Source organism: Rheinheimera sp. (assembly GCF_037442525.1).
Taxonomy (GTDB): Bacteria; Pseudomonadota; Gammaproteobacteria; order Enterobacterales; family Alteromonadaceae; genus Pararheinheimera.
Genome location: NZ_JBBIQD010000005.1, coordinates 124,879 through 139,970 on the forward strand (window position 1 = coordinate 124,879; position 15,092 = coordinate 139,970).

General features: G+C 51.3%; 20 protein-coding genes. 1 reads left to right on the forward strand and 19 read right to left on the reverse strand.

Translation table 11 applies throughout. From position 1 onward, the window contains the following. Positions 1–89: 89 nt before the first annotated feature. From WKJ03_RS09900 to WKJ03_RS09975, 16 genes are all read right to left on the reverse strand, one after another. The gene (locus WKJ03_RS09900; protein ID WP_337842034.1) at positions 90–575 is read right to left on the reverse strand and encodes a transposase; all 486 of its coding nucleotides are present in this window, start codon (positions 573–575) and stop codon (positions 90–92) included. A gap of 113 nt (positions 576–688) precedes the next feature. Then, positions 689–1,222 (reverse strand): hypothetical protein, encoded by a 534-nt coding sequence (locus WKJ03_RS09905; RefSeq protein ID WP_337842035.1) that lies wholly within the window; start codon positions 1,220–1,222, stop codon positions 689–691. Beyond that, positions 1,219–2,268, reverse strand: coding sequence for a multifunctional transcriptional regulator/nicotinamide-nucleotide adenylyltransferase/ribosylnicotinamide kinase NadR (nadR, locus tag WKJ03_RS09910; protein WP_337842036.1), 1,050 nt, complete (start codon positions 2,266–2,268; stop codon positions 1,219–1,221). The genes WKJ03_RS09905 and nadR overlap by 4 nt, the downstream gene beginning before the upstream one ends. After that, the gene (gene pnuC, locus WKJ03_RS09915) at positions 2,265–3,071 is read right to left on the reverse strand and encodes a nicotinamide riboside transporter PnuC (RefSeq protein WP_337842037.1); all 807 of its coding nucleotides are present in this window, start codon (positions 3,069–3,071) and stop codon (positions 2,265–2,267) included. The genes nadR and pnuC overlap by 4 nt, the downstream gene beginning before the upstream one ends. Positions 3,072–3,077: 6 nt before the next feature. Next, entirely contained in the window at positions 3,078–3,704 is a 627-nt protein-coding gene (gene leuE / locus WKJ03_RS09920; RefSeq protein ID WP_337842038.1) for a leucine efflux protein LeuE, read from the reverse strand. 69 nt (positions 3,705–3,773) lie between these two features. Continuing rightward, complete coding sequence (locus tag WKJ03_RS09925) at positions 3,774–4,019, reverse strand: VF530 family protein (RefSeq protein ID WP_337842039.1); 246 nt, start codon at positions 4,017–4,019, stop codon at positions 3,774–3,776. Positions 4,020–4,056: 37 nt separating this feature from the next. Beyond that, positions 4,057–4,467 carry a VOC family protein gene (locus WKJ03_RS09930; protein ID WP_337842040.1) on the reverse strand — a complete coding sequence of 137 codons (411 nt, stop codon included), beginning with the start codon at positions 4,465–4,467 and terminating at the stop codon, positions 4,057–4,059. After that, positions 4,464–4,991 carry a GNAT family N-acetyltransferase gene (locus WKJ03_RS09935; RefSeq protein ID WP_337842041.1) on the reverse strand — a complete coding sequence of 176 codons (528 nt, stop codon included), beginning with the start codon at positions 4,989–4,991 and terminating at the stop codon, positions 4,464–4,466. The genes WKJ03_RS09930 and WKJ03_RS09935 overlap by 4 nt, the downstream gene beginning before the upstream one ends. A 262-nt stretch (positions 4,992–5,253) precedes the next feature. After that, positions 5,254–5,496: a hypothetical protein gene (locus WKJ03_RS09940; protein ID WP_337842042.1), complete on the reverse strand. Its 243-nt coding sequence runs from the start codon at positions 5,494–5,496 to the stop codon at positions 5,254–5,256. 20 nt (positions 5,497–5,516) lie between these two features. Next, the gene (locus tag WKJ03_RS09945; RefSeq protein ID WP_337842043.1) at positions 5,517–5,660 is read right to left on the reverse strand and encodes a hypothetical protein; all 144 of its coding nucleotides are present in this window, start codon (positions 5,658–5,660) and stop codon (positions 5,517–5,519) included. A gap of 7 nt (positions 5,661–5,667) precedes the next feature. Further along, positions 5,668–6,204 carry a DUF4256 domain-containing protein gene (locus WKJ03_RS09950; RefSeq protein ID WP_337842044.1) on the reverse strand — a complete coding sequence of 179 codons (537 nt, stop codon included), beginning with the start codon at positions 6,202–6,204 and terminating at the stop codon, positions 5,668–5,670. A 68-nt stretch (positions 6,205–6,272) separates the two neighbouring features. Further along, complete coding sequence (locus WKJ03_RS09955; RefSeq protein WP_337842045.1) at positions 6,273–6,632, reverse strand: hypothetical protein; 360 nt, start codon at positions 6,630–6,632, stop codon at positions 6,273–6,275. Between the two features lie 130 nt (positions 6,633–6,762). Further along, on the reverse strand, positions 6,763–7,443 hold the full coding sequence (locus WKJ03_RS09960) for an endonuclease/exonuclease/phosphatase family protein (RefSeq protein ID WP_337842046.1): 681 nt from the start codon (positions 7,441–7,443) through the stop codon (positions 6,763–6,765). A gap of 423 nt (positions 7,444–7,866) precedes the next feature. Continuing rightward, a complete protein-coding gene (locus WKJ03_RS09965; protein ID WP_337842047.1) occupies positions 7,867–8,658 on the reverse strand; it encodes a hypothetical protein in 792 nt (263 codons plus the stop codon). Between the two features lie 164 nt (positions 8,659–8,822). Beyond that, positions 8,823–9,389, reverse strand: coding sequence for an HD domain-containing protein (locus WKJ03_RS09970; RefSeq protein ID WP_337842048.1), 567 nt, complete (start codon positions 9,387–9,389; stop codon positions 8,823–8,825). A 136-nt stretch (positions 9,390–9,525) separates the two neighbouring features. Continuing rightward, positions 9,526–10,359: an AraC family transcriptional regulator gene (locus tag WKJ03_RS09975; protein WP_337842049.1), complete on the reverse strand. Its 834-nt coding sequence runs from the start codon at positions 10,357–10,359 to the stop codon at positions 9,526–9,528. 219 nt (positions 10,360–10,578) lie between these two features. On the opposite strand from WKJ03_RS09975, the gene WKJ03_RS09980 reads away from it, so the two are divergent. Further along, complete coding sequence (locus tag WKJ03_RS09980; RefSeq protein ID WP_337842050.1) at positions 10,579–11,370, forward strand: alpha/beta hydrolase; 792 nt, start codon at positions 10,579–10,581, stop codon at positions 11,368–11,370. Between the two features lie 198 nt (positions 11,371–11,568). Here WKJ03_RS09980 and WKJ03_RS09985 read toward each other — a convergent pair whose 3' ends face one another. The 3 genes from WKJ03_RS09985 to WKJ03_RS09995 all read right to left on the reverse strand — a co-directional run bounded on the left by WKJ03_RS09985 (position 11,569) and on the right by WKJ03_RS09995 (position 15,086). Next, positions 11,569–12,153 carry a hypothetical protein gene (locus WKJ03_RS09985; protein ID WP_337842051.1) on the reverse strand — a complete coding sequence of 195 codons (585 nt, stop codon included), beginning with the start codon at positions 12,151–12,153 and terminating at the stop codon, positions 11,569–11,571. A gap of 552 nt (positions 12,154–12,705) precedes the next feature. Further along, positions 12,706–13,644 (reverse strand): DUF6602 domain-containing protein, encoded by a 939-nt coding sequence (locus WKJ03_RS09990; protein ID WP_337842052.1) that lies wholly within the window; start codon positions 13,642–13,644, stop codon positions 12,706–12,708. 131 nt (positions 13,645–13,775) lie between these two features. Then, entirely contained in the window at positions 13,776–15,086 is a 1,311-nt protein-coding gene (locus WKJ03_RS09995; protein ID WP_337842053.1) for a serine hydrolase, read from the reverse strand. Positions 15,087–15,092: the final 6 nt, after the last annotated feature.

A 15,092-nucleotide genomic window follows, 5' to 3' on the forward strand; every position in this document is an offset into this window, starting at 1 on the left:
TTGTTGGTTGGTGGTAACCCACACATTTTTATCATCACAACGGTGTAGAGGCCTAGCTTGCTGCGCCCCAAAACCCATCATCAACCGCCTTATGCCGGGCGGGTAAACCCGCGCCCCTGCACCAAATTGTTGAAATAATCCAATTGCCATTGCAGGTGGTTATTTTTGATGTACTCCGAAATTCGCAGAAAATCCAACTCTGAACGTATCACATGGTCATAAAAACCACGTTGCCATAACTTTTGGGGGCTAAAGAGCTTACTGCTAAGCGACTTAAAAACACGAATAGGGTCATGCAACTTCACTTGCTGCGCTTGTGTCTGACAGGTCAACTCCACTAAGCCATGAAAGTGGTTTGGCATGATGCACCAGCTATGTAACAACAATCCAGTGAAACGTTGCGGAAGTGACAGCCAAAGGCTGCAGACTTCATCTGCATGCTCTTTCGGATGCCAGCCAGAATCGTCAATCCAACCCAAATGGTGCTGCCGGTGTTGGCAACAGACCGTCACAAAATAAAACCCTGGAGTTGCATAGTCGTAATTTGCCAATCTTGCTGATTTACGTTGAAGCATCCTTGCCTCCGTTATTATTCCCGGGCGGGGTAAACCCCACCCCTACGATTTGTATCTACTCCGGTCCAACTGGATAGCGTAGGGGCGTAGCTTGCTGCGCCCGTTTTAGCCGGTTAAAGAGTGCTGATGAATGCTTTCCAATACTGCCGCCAGGGTTCCAATTCAGCTTCGGCTTTCAGTTGTTCGTGCTGCACCGACAGCTGCGCTTTGTCGGCCGTTTTCTGGCTGAACATCACCACCAGTCGGCTGCCATCAGCCAGGGCGCAGCGCCAATAACGCCAGTTGGCACTCTGGCTGACCGCGGGCGGCTTGCTGATGGCCACCTGATTAAACTCAGTGCGGCTTTGCACATGGCGCAGCCACAATTCCAGCACCTGGTCCATGCTGCCGCTCAGGGTTTTATTGACCGACAACTTAAACTGGCCGGTGCAATCCTGCCCTGTCACCCGGCGGCCAATATGCTGTTCAAAACGCACAGTCAGGCTTTGCGCCCACCAATCTGTAACACCAGGCTGCGCCCGCAACAGGCTTGCGATGGCTTTGTGGTCGAGCTGCTCAGCTTGTTGCTGGTGCAAAAACTGCAGCCAGTGATCCCAACTGTGTCCTGTGGTGTCAGCAATAGTCTGTTCGTTAATGGCTTGACTCATAGCTTACCTTTTTCTCCATAAAGCAACTGTTCAACAGCGGCTATACAGGCGTCCAGCCGCTCCAGATAATCGGGCGAGTCCACCACCAACAGCTGTTCAGGTTGAAAGCCGTACTTCAGGTACAGTGCCTGCAGCTGCTCAAAGGCCTGCTGACGCACGGCCGGATCGCCCAGCTCACGCATGCCGTCGGCCACCCAGGGCACTGTGGGTTTCAGCAAAATCACTAAATCGTACTGAGTCGGGTCAATAAAGCTTTCAATACGGCTGGCCAGCGTGCCGAGCATTTGCTGGCTGAAAAAGGCAGTGACTACAGCGTCGGTGTCAAAAAAACACACTTTATTGGCACTGCGCAGCGCTTTTTGGTCCTGCTCGTACTGCAAATGGGCAATACGGTTAAAGTCTTCCAGGTTGAATAACTCCCCATTGCCTGCCACCACCTGCTCCTGATAATCCCGGCCCAGCTCTTCTGACCAGGAAGTGCAATACACTTTGGCCAGCTTACGGGTTAAGGTGGTTTTGCCACAACTTTCCGGGCCGGAGATCAGCACTTTACGGGCGAAAAACGGCCGCGCCGCACCGGCAATATAGTCCCAGTGCAAATAAGGCTGCTGACGTATTTCAGTGCCGCTAATCGGCCACTGGGTGCGCTGCGGGTCAATCAGCTGGTAATCAATGCCCGGGAAATGCTGGCTGTGGCCCTGACGGTAACTTTCTTCGCCGCCGAAAATCACGTGAACAGGCTCAGGCACCGCCGCTGTCAGCAGCGCGGCATACTGAGCCCAGCCATGCGGAAAGGCCGGAATGGCACTTTCGTCCAGCAGGACGATCTGAATACCTAACCCCACCAGTTCCTGGGCCAGCCAGCGTTGACGTAATACCCCCGGAATATAGGGGCAACCGGCCTGCCCACACAGCAACTTATCTTCGGTCTGGTGTTCGCTGATCACCACATAAAGCCGGTCGCACATGGCATGTGCGCGCAAGATGGCGGTTAAATGGCCGCGATGTGGTGGTAAAAACTTACCCGGAAAAACCCCAATCTTCATTTGTGCTGCGCAGCTCCTCTGCTCCAGTTGATGGCACCGTACACTGAATTGATAAAAAACGCGATCCACATCAGCAAGGTGGGCACGGCATAAGGCGCACTGTCTGCCGTGGTCAGCAGCACCACAGACCAGGCCAGAATATTCAATAAGTTGGTGAGCAACCAAAAAGTCCACTGCGCGGCAAAAAAGCGGATCATCAACAGCTGCGCCGCTATCTGGAACACCACTGTGCTGGCATCCAGCATGGGCCCGGCCAATGCAAAGCCGCTGTAGTTTTGTAGCTGCTGGTAAATCATTGAATTGCGCGCCAGTGCACTGCTTACAAAACCATCCACCTGGGTTAAAAACCAGCCAGTAAGGCCAATGCTCAGCAGCACCAGCGGTGTCAGCCACAACCAGTGTGTGCCCAACTCACGCATGCGCACCAGCTGAGTCTCACTGTGCAGCTGGTTTTTCCAGCACCACCAGACAAAAAACTGCGAGGGCACAAAATAAAACCAGTTCAGCAGCCAGTCGCCGTAATAGCCGGAAGTCCAGGCCACCAGGCCATAACAGGCACAGCTGAGCAGGCCCCATACCCAGTTGGAAATCAGCCCCTTGGCCACCAGCACCACACAAAACACGCCACTGATAGCGCTGATTGGGCTGACCAGCCAGTTCAGCACAATGGAGTAAGCGGAATTCCAGTCGGTGCCAGTCGCACTGAAATAACAAGTTGCGGCCAATACCAGCAGGCTAAAGCCCACTAACCACGCCCGCTCAGCCCTGTTTAACCGGCGTAAATCTGCCCATAGTTGGCTCATAGGCGGTTACACCATCACCAGCCGCACGGCAAAACCGGTAAACAACAACCCCAGTGCCAGGTTACCGACCTGCCCTACTTTGGGCTGATGGCGGAAAAACCCGGCAATGGCGGCACCGGCGTAAATCAGCAGGGTTAAATAGGCCAGACTGACCAGCTCCAGCACCACAGCCAGCGCCAGATAAGGCACCCAGGCCGGGCTGTAACTGGCGTCAATAAACTGAATAAAAAACGACAGGTAAAACAAAATGGCTTTGGGGTTAGTCAGGCTCAGCAACAGGGATTTGCGAAACACAGAACCGGCTTTTGGCAGCGTATCAGCCTGCTCAGACTGACCAAGGCGCAGGCTTAGCAGAATTTGCACGCCCAGGTACAACAAATAGGCAGCGCCCAGATAACGCAGTACAGTAAAGGCCTGTGGCGACGCAGCCAGCAGTGACGCCACCCCGAGATAAGATAAAAAGATTAAGATCCCATCGCCGATCAGCACCGCCGCCAGTGCCTGCCAGGCTTTGGCTGGCCCCTGGCTGATGCTGGTTTTCAGCACAAACAAACTGTTCGGCCCCGGCATTAAAATAATTACGATCAGCCCGGCTAAAAAGGTCCAGAACTGCAACACCCCAAAAACGTCCATTACATCCTCGCCATCGACCTAACCCATTCCGCTTCTCTGGTACAGCATGCTGCAGCAGCTGCTTTTAAGTCAGGCGCCCCAGGGAGAGCCAGCTGCCTGATGGAAAGTCCGTACATACAAGGCTTCCACCTCAGTGCGTGCCCACTGGGTTTTGCGTAAAAACTTCAGACTGGATTTAATCGACGGGTCCTGCCGGAAGCAGTTGATCTGCACCAGAGCGCCAAGCTGCTCCCAGCCATAGTGCCCGGCTAACCGGGTGACAATGGCCTCCAGCGTCAGGCCATGCAAAGGATTGTTCGGTTGTGTACTGCTCATGTGGAATTCACCCTGGTGATGACAAAGATGCCGTAGTTTAAACGTCTGGCGCTGCATGCACCATCCAGCGTACACCAAAGCGGTCAATACAGGCCCCATAAAGGCCAAATGGCTGTTCACTCATCGCTTCAGTCACTTGTCCTTGCGCCGACAGCTGCGCAAACAAGGCCCGGCTTTGCGCTGCATCGCCTTCAGAAACAAACAGGCTTAATGTGTTGCCCTGTATCGGACGCTCAGTGGGGTGCAGCCAGTCAGACGCTGAAATATCCAGCACTTCTGAGGTCAGGCGGCCATTAAGCACCTTTTGCTGTGCTTCAGCGCCAAACATGGCCGCCATGGGTGACTGCCCCACCAGAGTGTACTGCAGCTCACCACCAAACAGCTGTTGATAAAACTGCAGCGCTTGCAGGCACTGGCCATCAAATATGGCATATGGACTGACGTTCATTGTTGCTCCTGAGCAAGGTGCAGCCGAAAACCAAATACCGGCATGCTGACCTGGGTAAAATCAATATCACTAAAGCGTTCAAAGCCCAAACGCTGATACAGGCGCCAGGCACTTTGCATCGCAGCCGTGGTATGCAGCAACATCACCTGATGCCCACGGGAGTTCGCTTCGTCAATACAGCGCCGGGTTAACTGTTCGCCTATGCCCCGGCCCCGACAGGCTGCATCAACCGCCAGCAGTCGGATCCCTGAGGCCCGCCGGTAACTGGCTGCCGTACCGCCGGAGCCATAATGCGCCATATCAGCAAAATACAGCACTCCACCACACACCTGGCCAGACTCAGTTTCAGCGACAAAAATCTGCACACCGGGTTGTCGGGTAAACTGCCCCACCTGACTCAGCATCTGGTAGTACTGGGGCTGTTGCTCTGGCCCCGGAAAACCGGGCAACTGGCTATAACTTTCAACCAGCAGCTGGCCGTAAGCGGCAAAATCATGTTCCGTAGCGACCCGTACCTGAATCATTTATCCCTCCAACCCCGCCCTGATCAACACGGCACCATTCGAAAACGCCAACACTGCATCATAGGGCTCTGTGCCTTTATGGTAAATACGTCGTCAAAACCAACGCATGGCATGATTCACAACTCAGGGGTGGACAGCCTCTGCCGGATCTCCTGTTCAGATCGGTCAGCAGCCGCTATTTCGCCAGTCTGAACCAGGACTCCGTCATGCGCAGGCGGCAGAATCGACCGGCGCTCTGAGGCGCGCCGGTCTGGATTGATGGTCAGGCCCGGCCCCGACCAAGAGGTTCGCCTTTGATTTTGCAAATCAGCAGAAAACCAGCCGCAATGGCAACTATTGAACTCCAGAAATAAAGCGGAGCCTCATCTGGCGGAAAACTGTTACCGGCAAGAAAAACCAGCGCAATAGCAATGAATAAAGAGCACCAGCCCAGCCAGTGACTGGGGCGCCACCAGCCAAAACCAAAAGGAGTTGCAGAAAACCAGTACCGATCGTTAGTTGCCATTACTTTGTCCCCGTGCATTGTCAGTTGCAGTAATAATGACAGATAAAGCGACAGGCGTCTAAAGACCAGATCACGGAAAAAGCAGCGTCATCCTGCTCCCAGGCAGGTCGCCGGTATGACACCAGCTCTTTATCAACAGACAACACCGGCATGCAGGGTTTCATGCCGCTATCACAGACGCAACAACACCCGAAAGCCTCTGGAGGCGTAATAGGACTGAGCCCCATTGTGGTAGATAAAGACCCGGCCGTAACGGTAGTCACCAAAAATGGCGCCACCTTCGGCCCGCACCTCTGGCGGTGTTGCCAACCAGCTGGATGTTTTCTGATCAACAGGGCCACGTTGCTGCAACCGCCTGTATTCCTCCTCCGTCAGCAGGGTTACACCATACTGAGCCGCCAGCTGCATCGCCGACCCGGCCGGTTTATGTTCTTTGCGCTGCGCCAGGGCCGCCTCGTCATAACAGAGGCTGCGCCGGCCCTTGGGGGTTTCGGCACTGCCATCGGCAATCAGGTAATCACCGCTGTGTCCGTCAACCCCAATCAGCGCCGGTTCACCGCCACTGTCCTCCATCCACTGCAAGGCCCGTAGTTTTTCCGGTGCCTGTTGCAAGCGGCCACCAAATTCAGCCCAATCTGGTGTCAGCTCTGCCACCGGCTGCGCCACAAAACGTTGCTGTACTGCTTCAAGAATTGCCTGCAAAGACATCACGCTGCTCCTGTTTGCGCTTAAAAGTGACGGGTGTTTGAATGACCGAACCCGGCTTTCGCCTTTGGTCAGTCAAGAAACTGCCATGAATCTGCACCATCAAACTGCCGTACGGGTATCTTGTCCAGCAGTTTTGGATCGAAATTACGAAGGTTCACTCCATGGCGGGCCCCCGCAACCTCAGGCAAGGGGACCCAGTGGGTCACACATCCACAATGAGCGCAGCGCACCGTCGCCAGGGTTTTATCGCCTTGAACGTACTGCTGCGTATGCTCAGGGTGACCTTTCACCCGCACAGTACCAAATTCGTAATAGCCCCAAAGCCCGGCTATTCTGCGGCACAGCGAACAATTGCAACTCGTCAGTGTTTGTGGGAGGCAGGGGATCTGGATAGTTACAGCGCCACAATGGCAATGTCCTTTAATCATGACTCCCTCCTTGATGTTTGCGTCTGAACAATCATTTAATGTCCCAGACACCTTTGTGTGAGCTCAACCCAGCCAACGAGAGGTGTCGGCACTGCATCTGCCTGGCCAGAATAGCGAGTTCAGAAGGCGATCACCATGTAAAATTTTGCGGAAAATGGTCCGAAGCCGCCAGCAGCTGGCCTGAACTGACAAAAGCAAAACCTCCGGCATTGGTAATAGCGTAATCCAGCAGGCCACCGCCTTGTTGAGTGGCATGATTACCGCGCACCACAGCACCAGCTGGTGGTGCAACAAAAGCGCCTGAGGTTGGGTCGGCATTAAAATCCCCCACCACAGCCCAGGAGCCACCACCATTAATGGCAGCAATTTGTGGATTGGTGTAGCTGCAGGCATTGGCAGTGCCGGCTGAGGGGGCGTGGTACGAATAAATACGCAGCAGGTTGCCGCCCTCATTCACTGTCATCCAGGGCAGATTACGTGGGTTGCCCGGCTGGTACCCCGGAGGCGCCACCACCACAGGCTGATGAATACCCCAGGCACTAATGGTCAAACGGCTCATAATAGCCAGACTGTTGCGCGGGTTGTCGTCTACAGTGTTGTACCAGAACACCACATCGTAGATATGGTTGCCATTGACATAAACACCTGTGACTGAGTTTGGAAACCCAACTATTGCATTGCGGTTTTGCAACAAATGGGTCATATCGCCACTTTCCTGCAGGCAAATAACATCCGGGTTGTTTTGTGCCATCAGTGCCCCTAAGTACAATTGATTGGTACTGCCTTGCATATTCCATGTGGTAATTCTCATCGCTAAGCCCCTTGATTGGTGGTGAGGTAAATACCCAAAATAGAACCATGCGCTCCTGCCTGTCCAGCGCCCGCACTGAAATAATTCGCAGCTCTATCGGCCTGTCTGCACCTTGCCATTAAGTTTTTCACGAAACACTAACCAATTGATTTCTAATGAATTTACCTAATGACATTGCGGGTGTGGCTATATTTCTCCAACAAAATGGACGTTCGGCTCCATCCGCTGGCAGTTTCGTTTGACAAGGCTGGGCATCTGGAGCCGCGGTGAGTGGAAGAAATAGCCAGCAGAGCTGGCTTAAAAGGGCTCCAACCAGGCGTCACAGCGAGGTAAGGCAAAGGACGAAGCAGCCCCGCCATCACGCCCTTTGTTCTGCAAAGGGCCGGACACCGAACAACAGGCTGTGCTGCCTTCAGGGCTGGTTTAGGGCAGAAGGTGCGCCTGTGCACCGGGCTGCACCACATCAGGCCCACAACGCCCGTGCCGGACAAACTGTGCAATCAACTGGTTAATGGTTGCTTTTAATGCCTCAGAGCCTTGATCGGTTAAATCGTTATGGCGGGAACCCGCTATGGTACTGACACAGACCGACTTTCGCTGCTCCTCTGCCGTGGGTAATACGCCTGCATCGGCAGGAAAATCGCTGCCGCGGACAGACAGCACCTGCACGGCGTCGTGGCGTGGCAAGGGATAGCGCCTGTTATCCAGTGTGATCAGCCTGCTGGCAAAACCGGGCGATTCACGCAGAAGCAACGCAGAAATGTCGCCGCCATTGGAATGACCTATTAATGTCAGTGCTGTCCAGTCAAAGGCGGGGTAACGAGTTGCAAGGTGCTGCCGGACAAAACGCAGATTCTGCGCCCCCCGCTGCCACATGGGCAGACGAATACGGAACAAATCGCCGGTTTTAGCCAGCGGCGGATCCGTAGGTAAATCATGCTGCACCGCTACCACCAGATAACCTTCAGAGCGCAGCTGCTCCGCAATAAAGGCATAGCCGGTATGCGGCACTCCATACCCAGGGCTGAGCATCGCCACAGGGCACTGCTGTTCTGCTGTGCATTGCGCCTCATTTGGCCTGTACAACAGCACCGGAATAGCTCTGTTGCGGCTGTTGTCCTGCAGTATCTGAACTTCTGTTGTTTCTGCCTGAAGCTCATAAGCAGCCAAACCTACGGCCAGGCTGGCCAGTACCAGCCGCCTTAATAACTTCATCGGGTTTCTGTCTGTTGTCATCAGTGTTATTGGGACTTGCAAATAAAGCGCGGATATTACGCTTGTTTGCCAGCTTTTGCGCGTTGTTGTTTTAATAGCAAGGCCGCATTTATATTCATCCACAATCTCCTTTTGTTTGAATTTTTTGGGTTGGCAAGTGCCGCCTACCAGCGAAACATCGGCAATGGGTTAAGCGGGTGCCGGAAAAACCAGGCCATACCACGTTTGAACAAAAACCAATGAAAGCCCAGGTTGGGAAACTGACGTTTCAGTGCTGAGATGGTACTGCGTGGCAACCCCATCGCAAACACCCCCAGTGAAAAATCGGCAATGTCGGCGCGGCGAAAATTCTCTACCAGACGGCTGTGGTCCGCCGCGCGGGACCGCACCGCATGGTGCATTTCTATCATGGCACTGATTTCGTCAATCCAGCCCTCTTTGCCAATGTGGCGTAAATAATCAGCGGCACCATGCGCCGAGGGTGGCAAATAGTCCAGCGTTTGCGCTGTCCACAGCCCTATGTCATGAAAGGCACCGGCGATTTGAATTTTTTCGATGTCCTCAGCTGTGTTTCCTGCAAAGGACAGGCACAAATGCACCACCCGGTACACATGGTTACGGTAGCCTGCATAACCGGAGCCCAATCGGTGTTGGTGACTGGCCAAAATCTGCTCAACCAGAGGTAATGCATAGACAAGGCTGGCTTGCCTGTGCTGAAGGTCTGGGTTCATTGTGCTTCCCTTGTGTTCAACCGGGTTAACGGGCACTGGCCTGGTGGATCAGGCAACAGGGTTAACTGACTTTCCAATGCTTTCAAGGCCTCCGTCTGATAGTCCGGCACAAAATGCCCGCTCAGGTCTTTTTTATTCACTGCTGCAACTGCAGCCATTCTCTTGGGCTACTGCCGGTTTTTCGCCTGAAGGTGCGGGCTAAAGCCGAAGGACTTTCATAACCCACTTCATCAGCTATCAAAGCGACAGGACGGCCTTCCCTTAATAATTTTTGCGTCAGGCTCACCCGCCAGCTGACGAGATATTCCGCCGGGGTAATACCCACCACTTTATGAAACTTGGCGGCAAAACTGGCTCTGGACATACTGGCGGCGCTGGCCAGTTCAGCCACAGACCAGGCCCTGGCGGGCTGGTCGTGCATTAACGTCACAGCTTTTGACAACCGTACATCGGCAAGCCCGGCCATCATGCCTGTGGATACACTGCGATTAGCCATCATATACCGCAGCAATTGGATCACCACCAGCTCAAACAAGCGGTTTAATACCGCATTTTTGCCGCAATGCTGCGCAAAGGCTTCATCAAATAACCAATCCAGATTGCCACTGAGCATGGCAATGTCAGCCAAAGGCATCAGCACATAAGCAGGTAAAGCTGTGGTTAACGGATTATCTAAACCGCCGTCAAAACTCAGCGCAGCTGACACTAATTGTGGATGCTGAGCGCCCTGCAGCCCCACTGCCGGGCCCAGGCGATGACAACAAGGCCGGGGGATAAATAACAAACTGGGTTCAGTGATCAAAAGCGGCTTTTGCGGGTCCGGCTGAAACAGCAACTCACCGGAACGCAACAAATGCAGTTTGGCCGTTCTGTCTGCAGCATCAAAACGAAGTTCAGAGCCAAGCACACCAGCAAAGATGGTGGTGGCATGCATACCAAATTGCGCGAGCAGGGTCGATAAACGGTCCACACCAGTCCTCACACTGTAAAACAAATCAATTTAGACGATCTGTTGCATAACTTAGACTATTTGAAGCCAAAAAGAAAGCCAAGCCCCTTACTATAACCACAGCCGTTCACAAAGGGAAAACAACAGACCCGGTGCGAAGCGAGCAAAAACTACAGAGGTCGGCGCACCAAGAAGAGCCTGACCAATGAACTAAGCCTGCAAATCCAAAAGGAAACTGACATGACTCACTTTAAATCACCTTTATTTACCGCAGCCATCGCCACACTGGGCCTGGCCTTTGGTGCCACCGCATATGCTGCCGACAAACCCACAGTGGTATTGGTACACGGCGCTTTTGCTGAATCGTCCAGCTGGAACGGTGTGGTGGCAGAACTGCATGAACAGGGTTACCCGGTCATAGCGCTGGCAAACCCGCTGCGCAGCGTAAAAAGTGATGCCGCTTACCTGTCAGATGTAGTAGCCACCACCAAAGGCCCGGTGGTTTTAGTCGGCCACTCCTATGGCGGTTCAGTGATTAGCCAGATCACACCAGACCAAAATAAAGTAAAAGCTTTGGTTTATGTTGCCGCTTTTGCTCCTGAACAGGGTGAAAATATTGCCGAATTATCAGGACGTTACCCTGGCGGCACCTTAGGCCCAACCCTGGCTGCCCCTGTGGTGTTAAAAGATGGCAACAAAGATTTGTATATTCAACAGGACAAATTCCACACCCAATTTGCAGCAGACGTACCGGCTGCCGAAGCGGCCTTGATGGCCGCCACGCAGCGCCCCGTGACAGAAGCCGCGTTGCATGAAGCGTCAGGGGCACCCGCCTGGAAAAAAATTCCGTCATGGGCCATTTACGGCACAGCCGATAAAAATATCCCTGCCGCAGCGATGAAATTTATGGCAGAGCGCGCCGGAGCTAAAAAGATTGTTGAAATCGAAGATGCCTCTCATGTGGTGATGACCTCTAAACCAGAGCAAGTGGCACAGCTGATTGTTGAAGCCGCAGAAGCAACGGCGAAATAACCCCGCCGGTACAAGCAAACCACACGAGCCCTGAGCCAGAGTCAGGGCTCATTTTTTTAAAAAATAGCCGCACCAAGGAAAAATGGGGATACCTCAGATAAAAACCTCCGGCTATGCTTAACCAAAACATAGCCGGAGGTTAACTACTACACCCTAAAGGTTGGATGTCTTTGCTTTTAACTTTTGTCAAATCACATTTTAGCGACTTTTAGTTAAAATAAGCCCTTGGCGTTCCATTTCATCGGCAACCTGGTCAGCCGTTTTTTCGATCAGACTGTCCACATTGCCAGGGTTCTTGCTTTTGCTTTGTCCACCCCATACCAGCTTGTTTTGAGGTAACGCATACACAAGTGTCTCAATGACAAGTACAGTGTCAGACTCCAGGTTAGAGCCCCATCCAGGCCCCAAATTTCCTCCAATGAATCCACCAAAGGTTGGCCCCGAGTAACCTCTGGAGGATATCTCCTTATCCAGGTGCACTGGTCGCATAACCACTATCGCAGTGACTCCCGCCTTCTCTGCTGCGGCACGAACCCTGGCTTCGTCCACCACACTATCATTGGACGGCTTGTTCAGTGGTAATTCGGGTGAAGCGTCTCTTGGCAACGCCTGTGCGAGTGCTGCAAGGGGATCTGTCTTCGCCTGCTTTTCAACCGCATTCAAGTCACTAGCGGAAGGCTTGGGCATAGGCCCTCCCTCAGCTATTGCCTGTGTGAATGCGGCGAGAGGATCTGCCTTGGTCTGTGCTTCAGCCACATCTAAGTCTTCAAGCAGTTGATACATAGGGAGACCCTGGACTCCACGAGCGGACAACTCACGCGCGAGCGCCTCCTCCCCAGCGAGACGAATAGACGGATCATTTGCTATAACCACGGCAGCCACCTTCTCTCCATGCAATCTGAATGGTGCCGTACCGGGAGCCTTCCAGGAGGAAATGAGACTGTTAGTGCACCCCGATAAACCAACAACGGTGCACAACCCCATCGACAAATAGAACTTTCTCATAATTGTATTCTCGTTCAGAGTGATTTGTAGCCCAGCATCTGCGCTTAAGCGCTCCGGACAATGGTGTACTGGTCGTCAATATGCAAAATGTGCATGCTCTTCCAACCAGTGCTGAAACGCAGAATACCAGCAGCTCGTCGACGAGAAGTCAGGAAAGGGTCGGAATTAGGTCAGAAATACTCCTCCGACCGGTTGTACTTAGCGTTCCACCCGGAATAAGGCAATACAGATGAATATGCTGACTGATTACCCTTCACATAATGCTTCAAAAACCGGCGCGGCTTGCCGCGTCCGGCGTCAAAAGCGCACAGTTGATTGATTTGTTAGAAATCACCTTAAATCTTGCTCTGAGTCTATAAATAGAACATCTTCTCTATCGGAAATATAATTTGCCATTTCAGGAAATAAAACAGACACACTAGATAATGCTGTATACAGCATACTTGTAAAATGGCGTACATGCTCGAACGAACCTTTTTTAGGAGCAATAAATCTATGCTTCATTAGTTCAGCTGTTAGTCTAACTTCTTTAACTTGATCAGTACCATGGCAGTCATATTTAATTGTTGCTTTTGATGGAAACGGGTACGAAAATCCATCAGGATGAAGGTAAGTCAACAATCCATCGTTTATGCTCAATACCATGTTATGCCGATGACAAAATGGCCTATATGGAAGGTCATCTCGATAACAACTAAAACTATTAAACAGATTGTTATGTGAGTCGAATGAAAATTCTTCGCATATTATAAATGTTATGATCTGATCTCTTTCATCTATTTCAGGTTGATAACGACCACTTAAGCCTTCTTCTTTCCTGCTGTATATGTAGCATGGATTGTATAAATGATCTCTTAATGATTTAGTGTCTGCCAGTTTTCTAAGCGATTTTTTAAGATCATATTGCGATAATTTAGATTTTATTTCCCCGACACAAACGACAGATTCAATAGGAAAGAAGCGCTGCCCGCTCTCATTTCGAATTAGAGGCGTGACTGATTTGTCATAAATAATAATGTCACATTGAGTGCTTATCTTTCCTCCTGAAGTAACAATGAAACCTGACTCCATTCCCATTCTTTCAGGGAGAATATTGGTTAAATATTTTTTAACAACACCTTCTCTATAAGCACCAAATTCTCCAGGATGAACCAAATTACCTTCTGAATTTACAAATAAAGATCGTGAGCTATCAATAAATGATGCTTTAAATTCTCCGATCTTCTCATCCAATAGAATATCAATGGCATTTGTATTTTGCTGGTTCATCTTACTCCTTGTGTTTCTAACGCCCCGTTTACCCGCACATACTGCGGAAAGCGTTTTTGTGTATAGTGGCGCGAAGCGACACACAAAAACGAGCGTAGCAGTATGTGTCGGCGTGCAGCGTTTTGTCAGCCTTAGTTTTTGTTTTTTAGGTATTCCGCTACAGCTTGGTAAGCAGGCAGAGACGTTGGATCTATCTTTGCGTTTTTGGCCGTAGGGAAAGATGAGTACCGAACAATAACCATTTCAGCGGTCGGATCTATGTAAATCGTCTGCCCATGGACACCGCGAGCCGCTATGGCACCATGATCATTATGAAAAACCCACCACATGCTTTTATAGCTACCGCCGGGAAGAGTTTTGTAACCTGCCTTGGCAAAAGCGGCTTTATCACCACCGGCTAAGATGTTTTTAACAACCTTCTCAGGGAAAATTCGTTGTCCATTGATCTTCCCCCTATTAAGCATTAACTCCCCAATACGCCCAAGGTCTCGCAGACTAGCGCTAAGCCCGCCGCCAGCAAAAGGCATCCCTTTAGCGTCAACCGTCATATACCCATCCTGCTCCGCACCTATTTTGCTCCAGATACGCTCCGACAAAAGATGTGCAACGTCTTTACCAGTAACTCTGGCAATGATCCAGCCTAGTGCATCAGTATTAATGGTCTTGTACCCAAAGGCCTCTCCGTGAGCACCACTTTTCCCAACAGTTTGTAGATACTCAAGATAGCCATTCGGGCCTTCGTAATCTTTCGGCTTCGGTAAAGGGCTTGCCGCCTTGGAGTAAAGCCAGATATCGGCATTTGGATCAGAATAGTCCTCGCTGTACTCCAGAGCAGTTGTCATATCCATTACTTGCCGAACTGTCGCACTGCCAAATGCACTATCTTTGAGTTCTGGAATTATTGAAGATACTTTAGCGTTCTCGTCAAGTCTGCCTTCAACGACCATCATTTCTGCCAAGAGCCCCGTAAGAGACTTAGTCATCGACATTGCAGCGTGCTGCCCCAACTCGTTTAAACAACCCAAATATTTTTCATAAACAATCTGCCCCTTGTGCAGGATAAGAATACCGTCGGTATAGTTTTCTGACAGTGATGCGGCCCATGTTATCTCAAGCTCACTATTGAGCGGCTTGAACTTTATTGAATCGATATTTTTATCTTTGGCGTAAGCGAAAGAAGTTGGCGCACCGATTCCCCTGCTTACTTGTTTAGTCGGCATCAACTCTCGGATGTGGCAAACAGTCCACCTCATTTTTGGGAAACTAAAAAAATCAGATTCCGGCTGCATAATAAGTTTATCTGCGGATGGTGGAAATCCAACCATCCAATCCATTTTCACCGGGTCCGAATCTTCAGCACTCAAAATATTAGATGATGAATTACTTGAAAAGCTTAAACTGCTCAACGTCAATGAGAACAATATAATTGTTATTCTTATCATTATTTC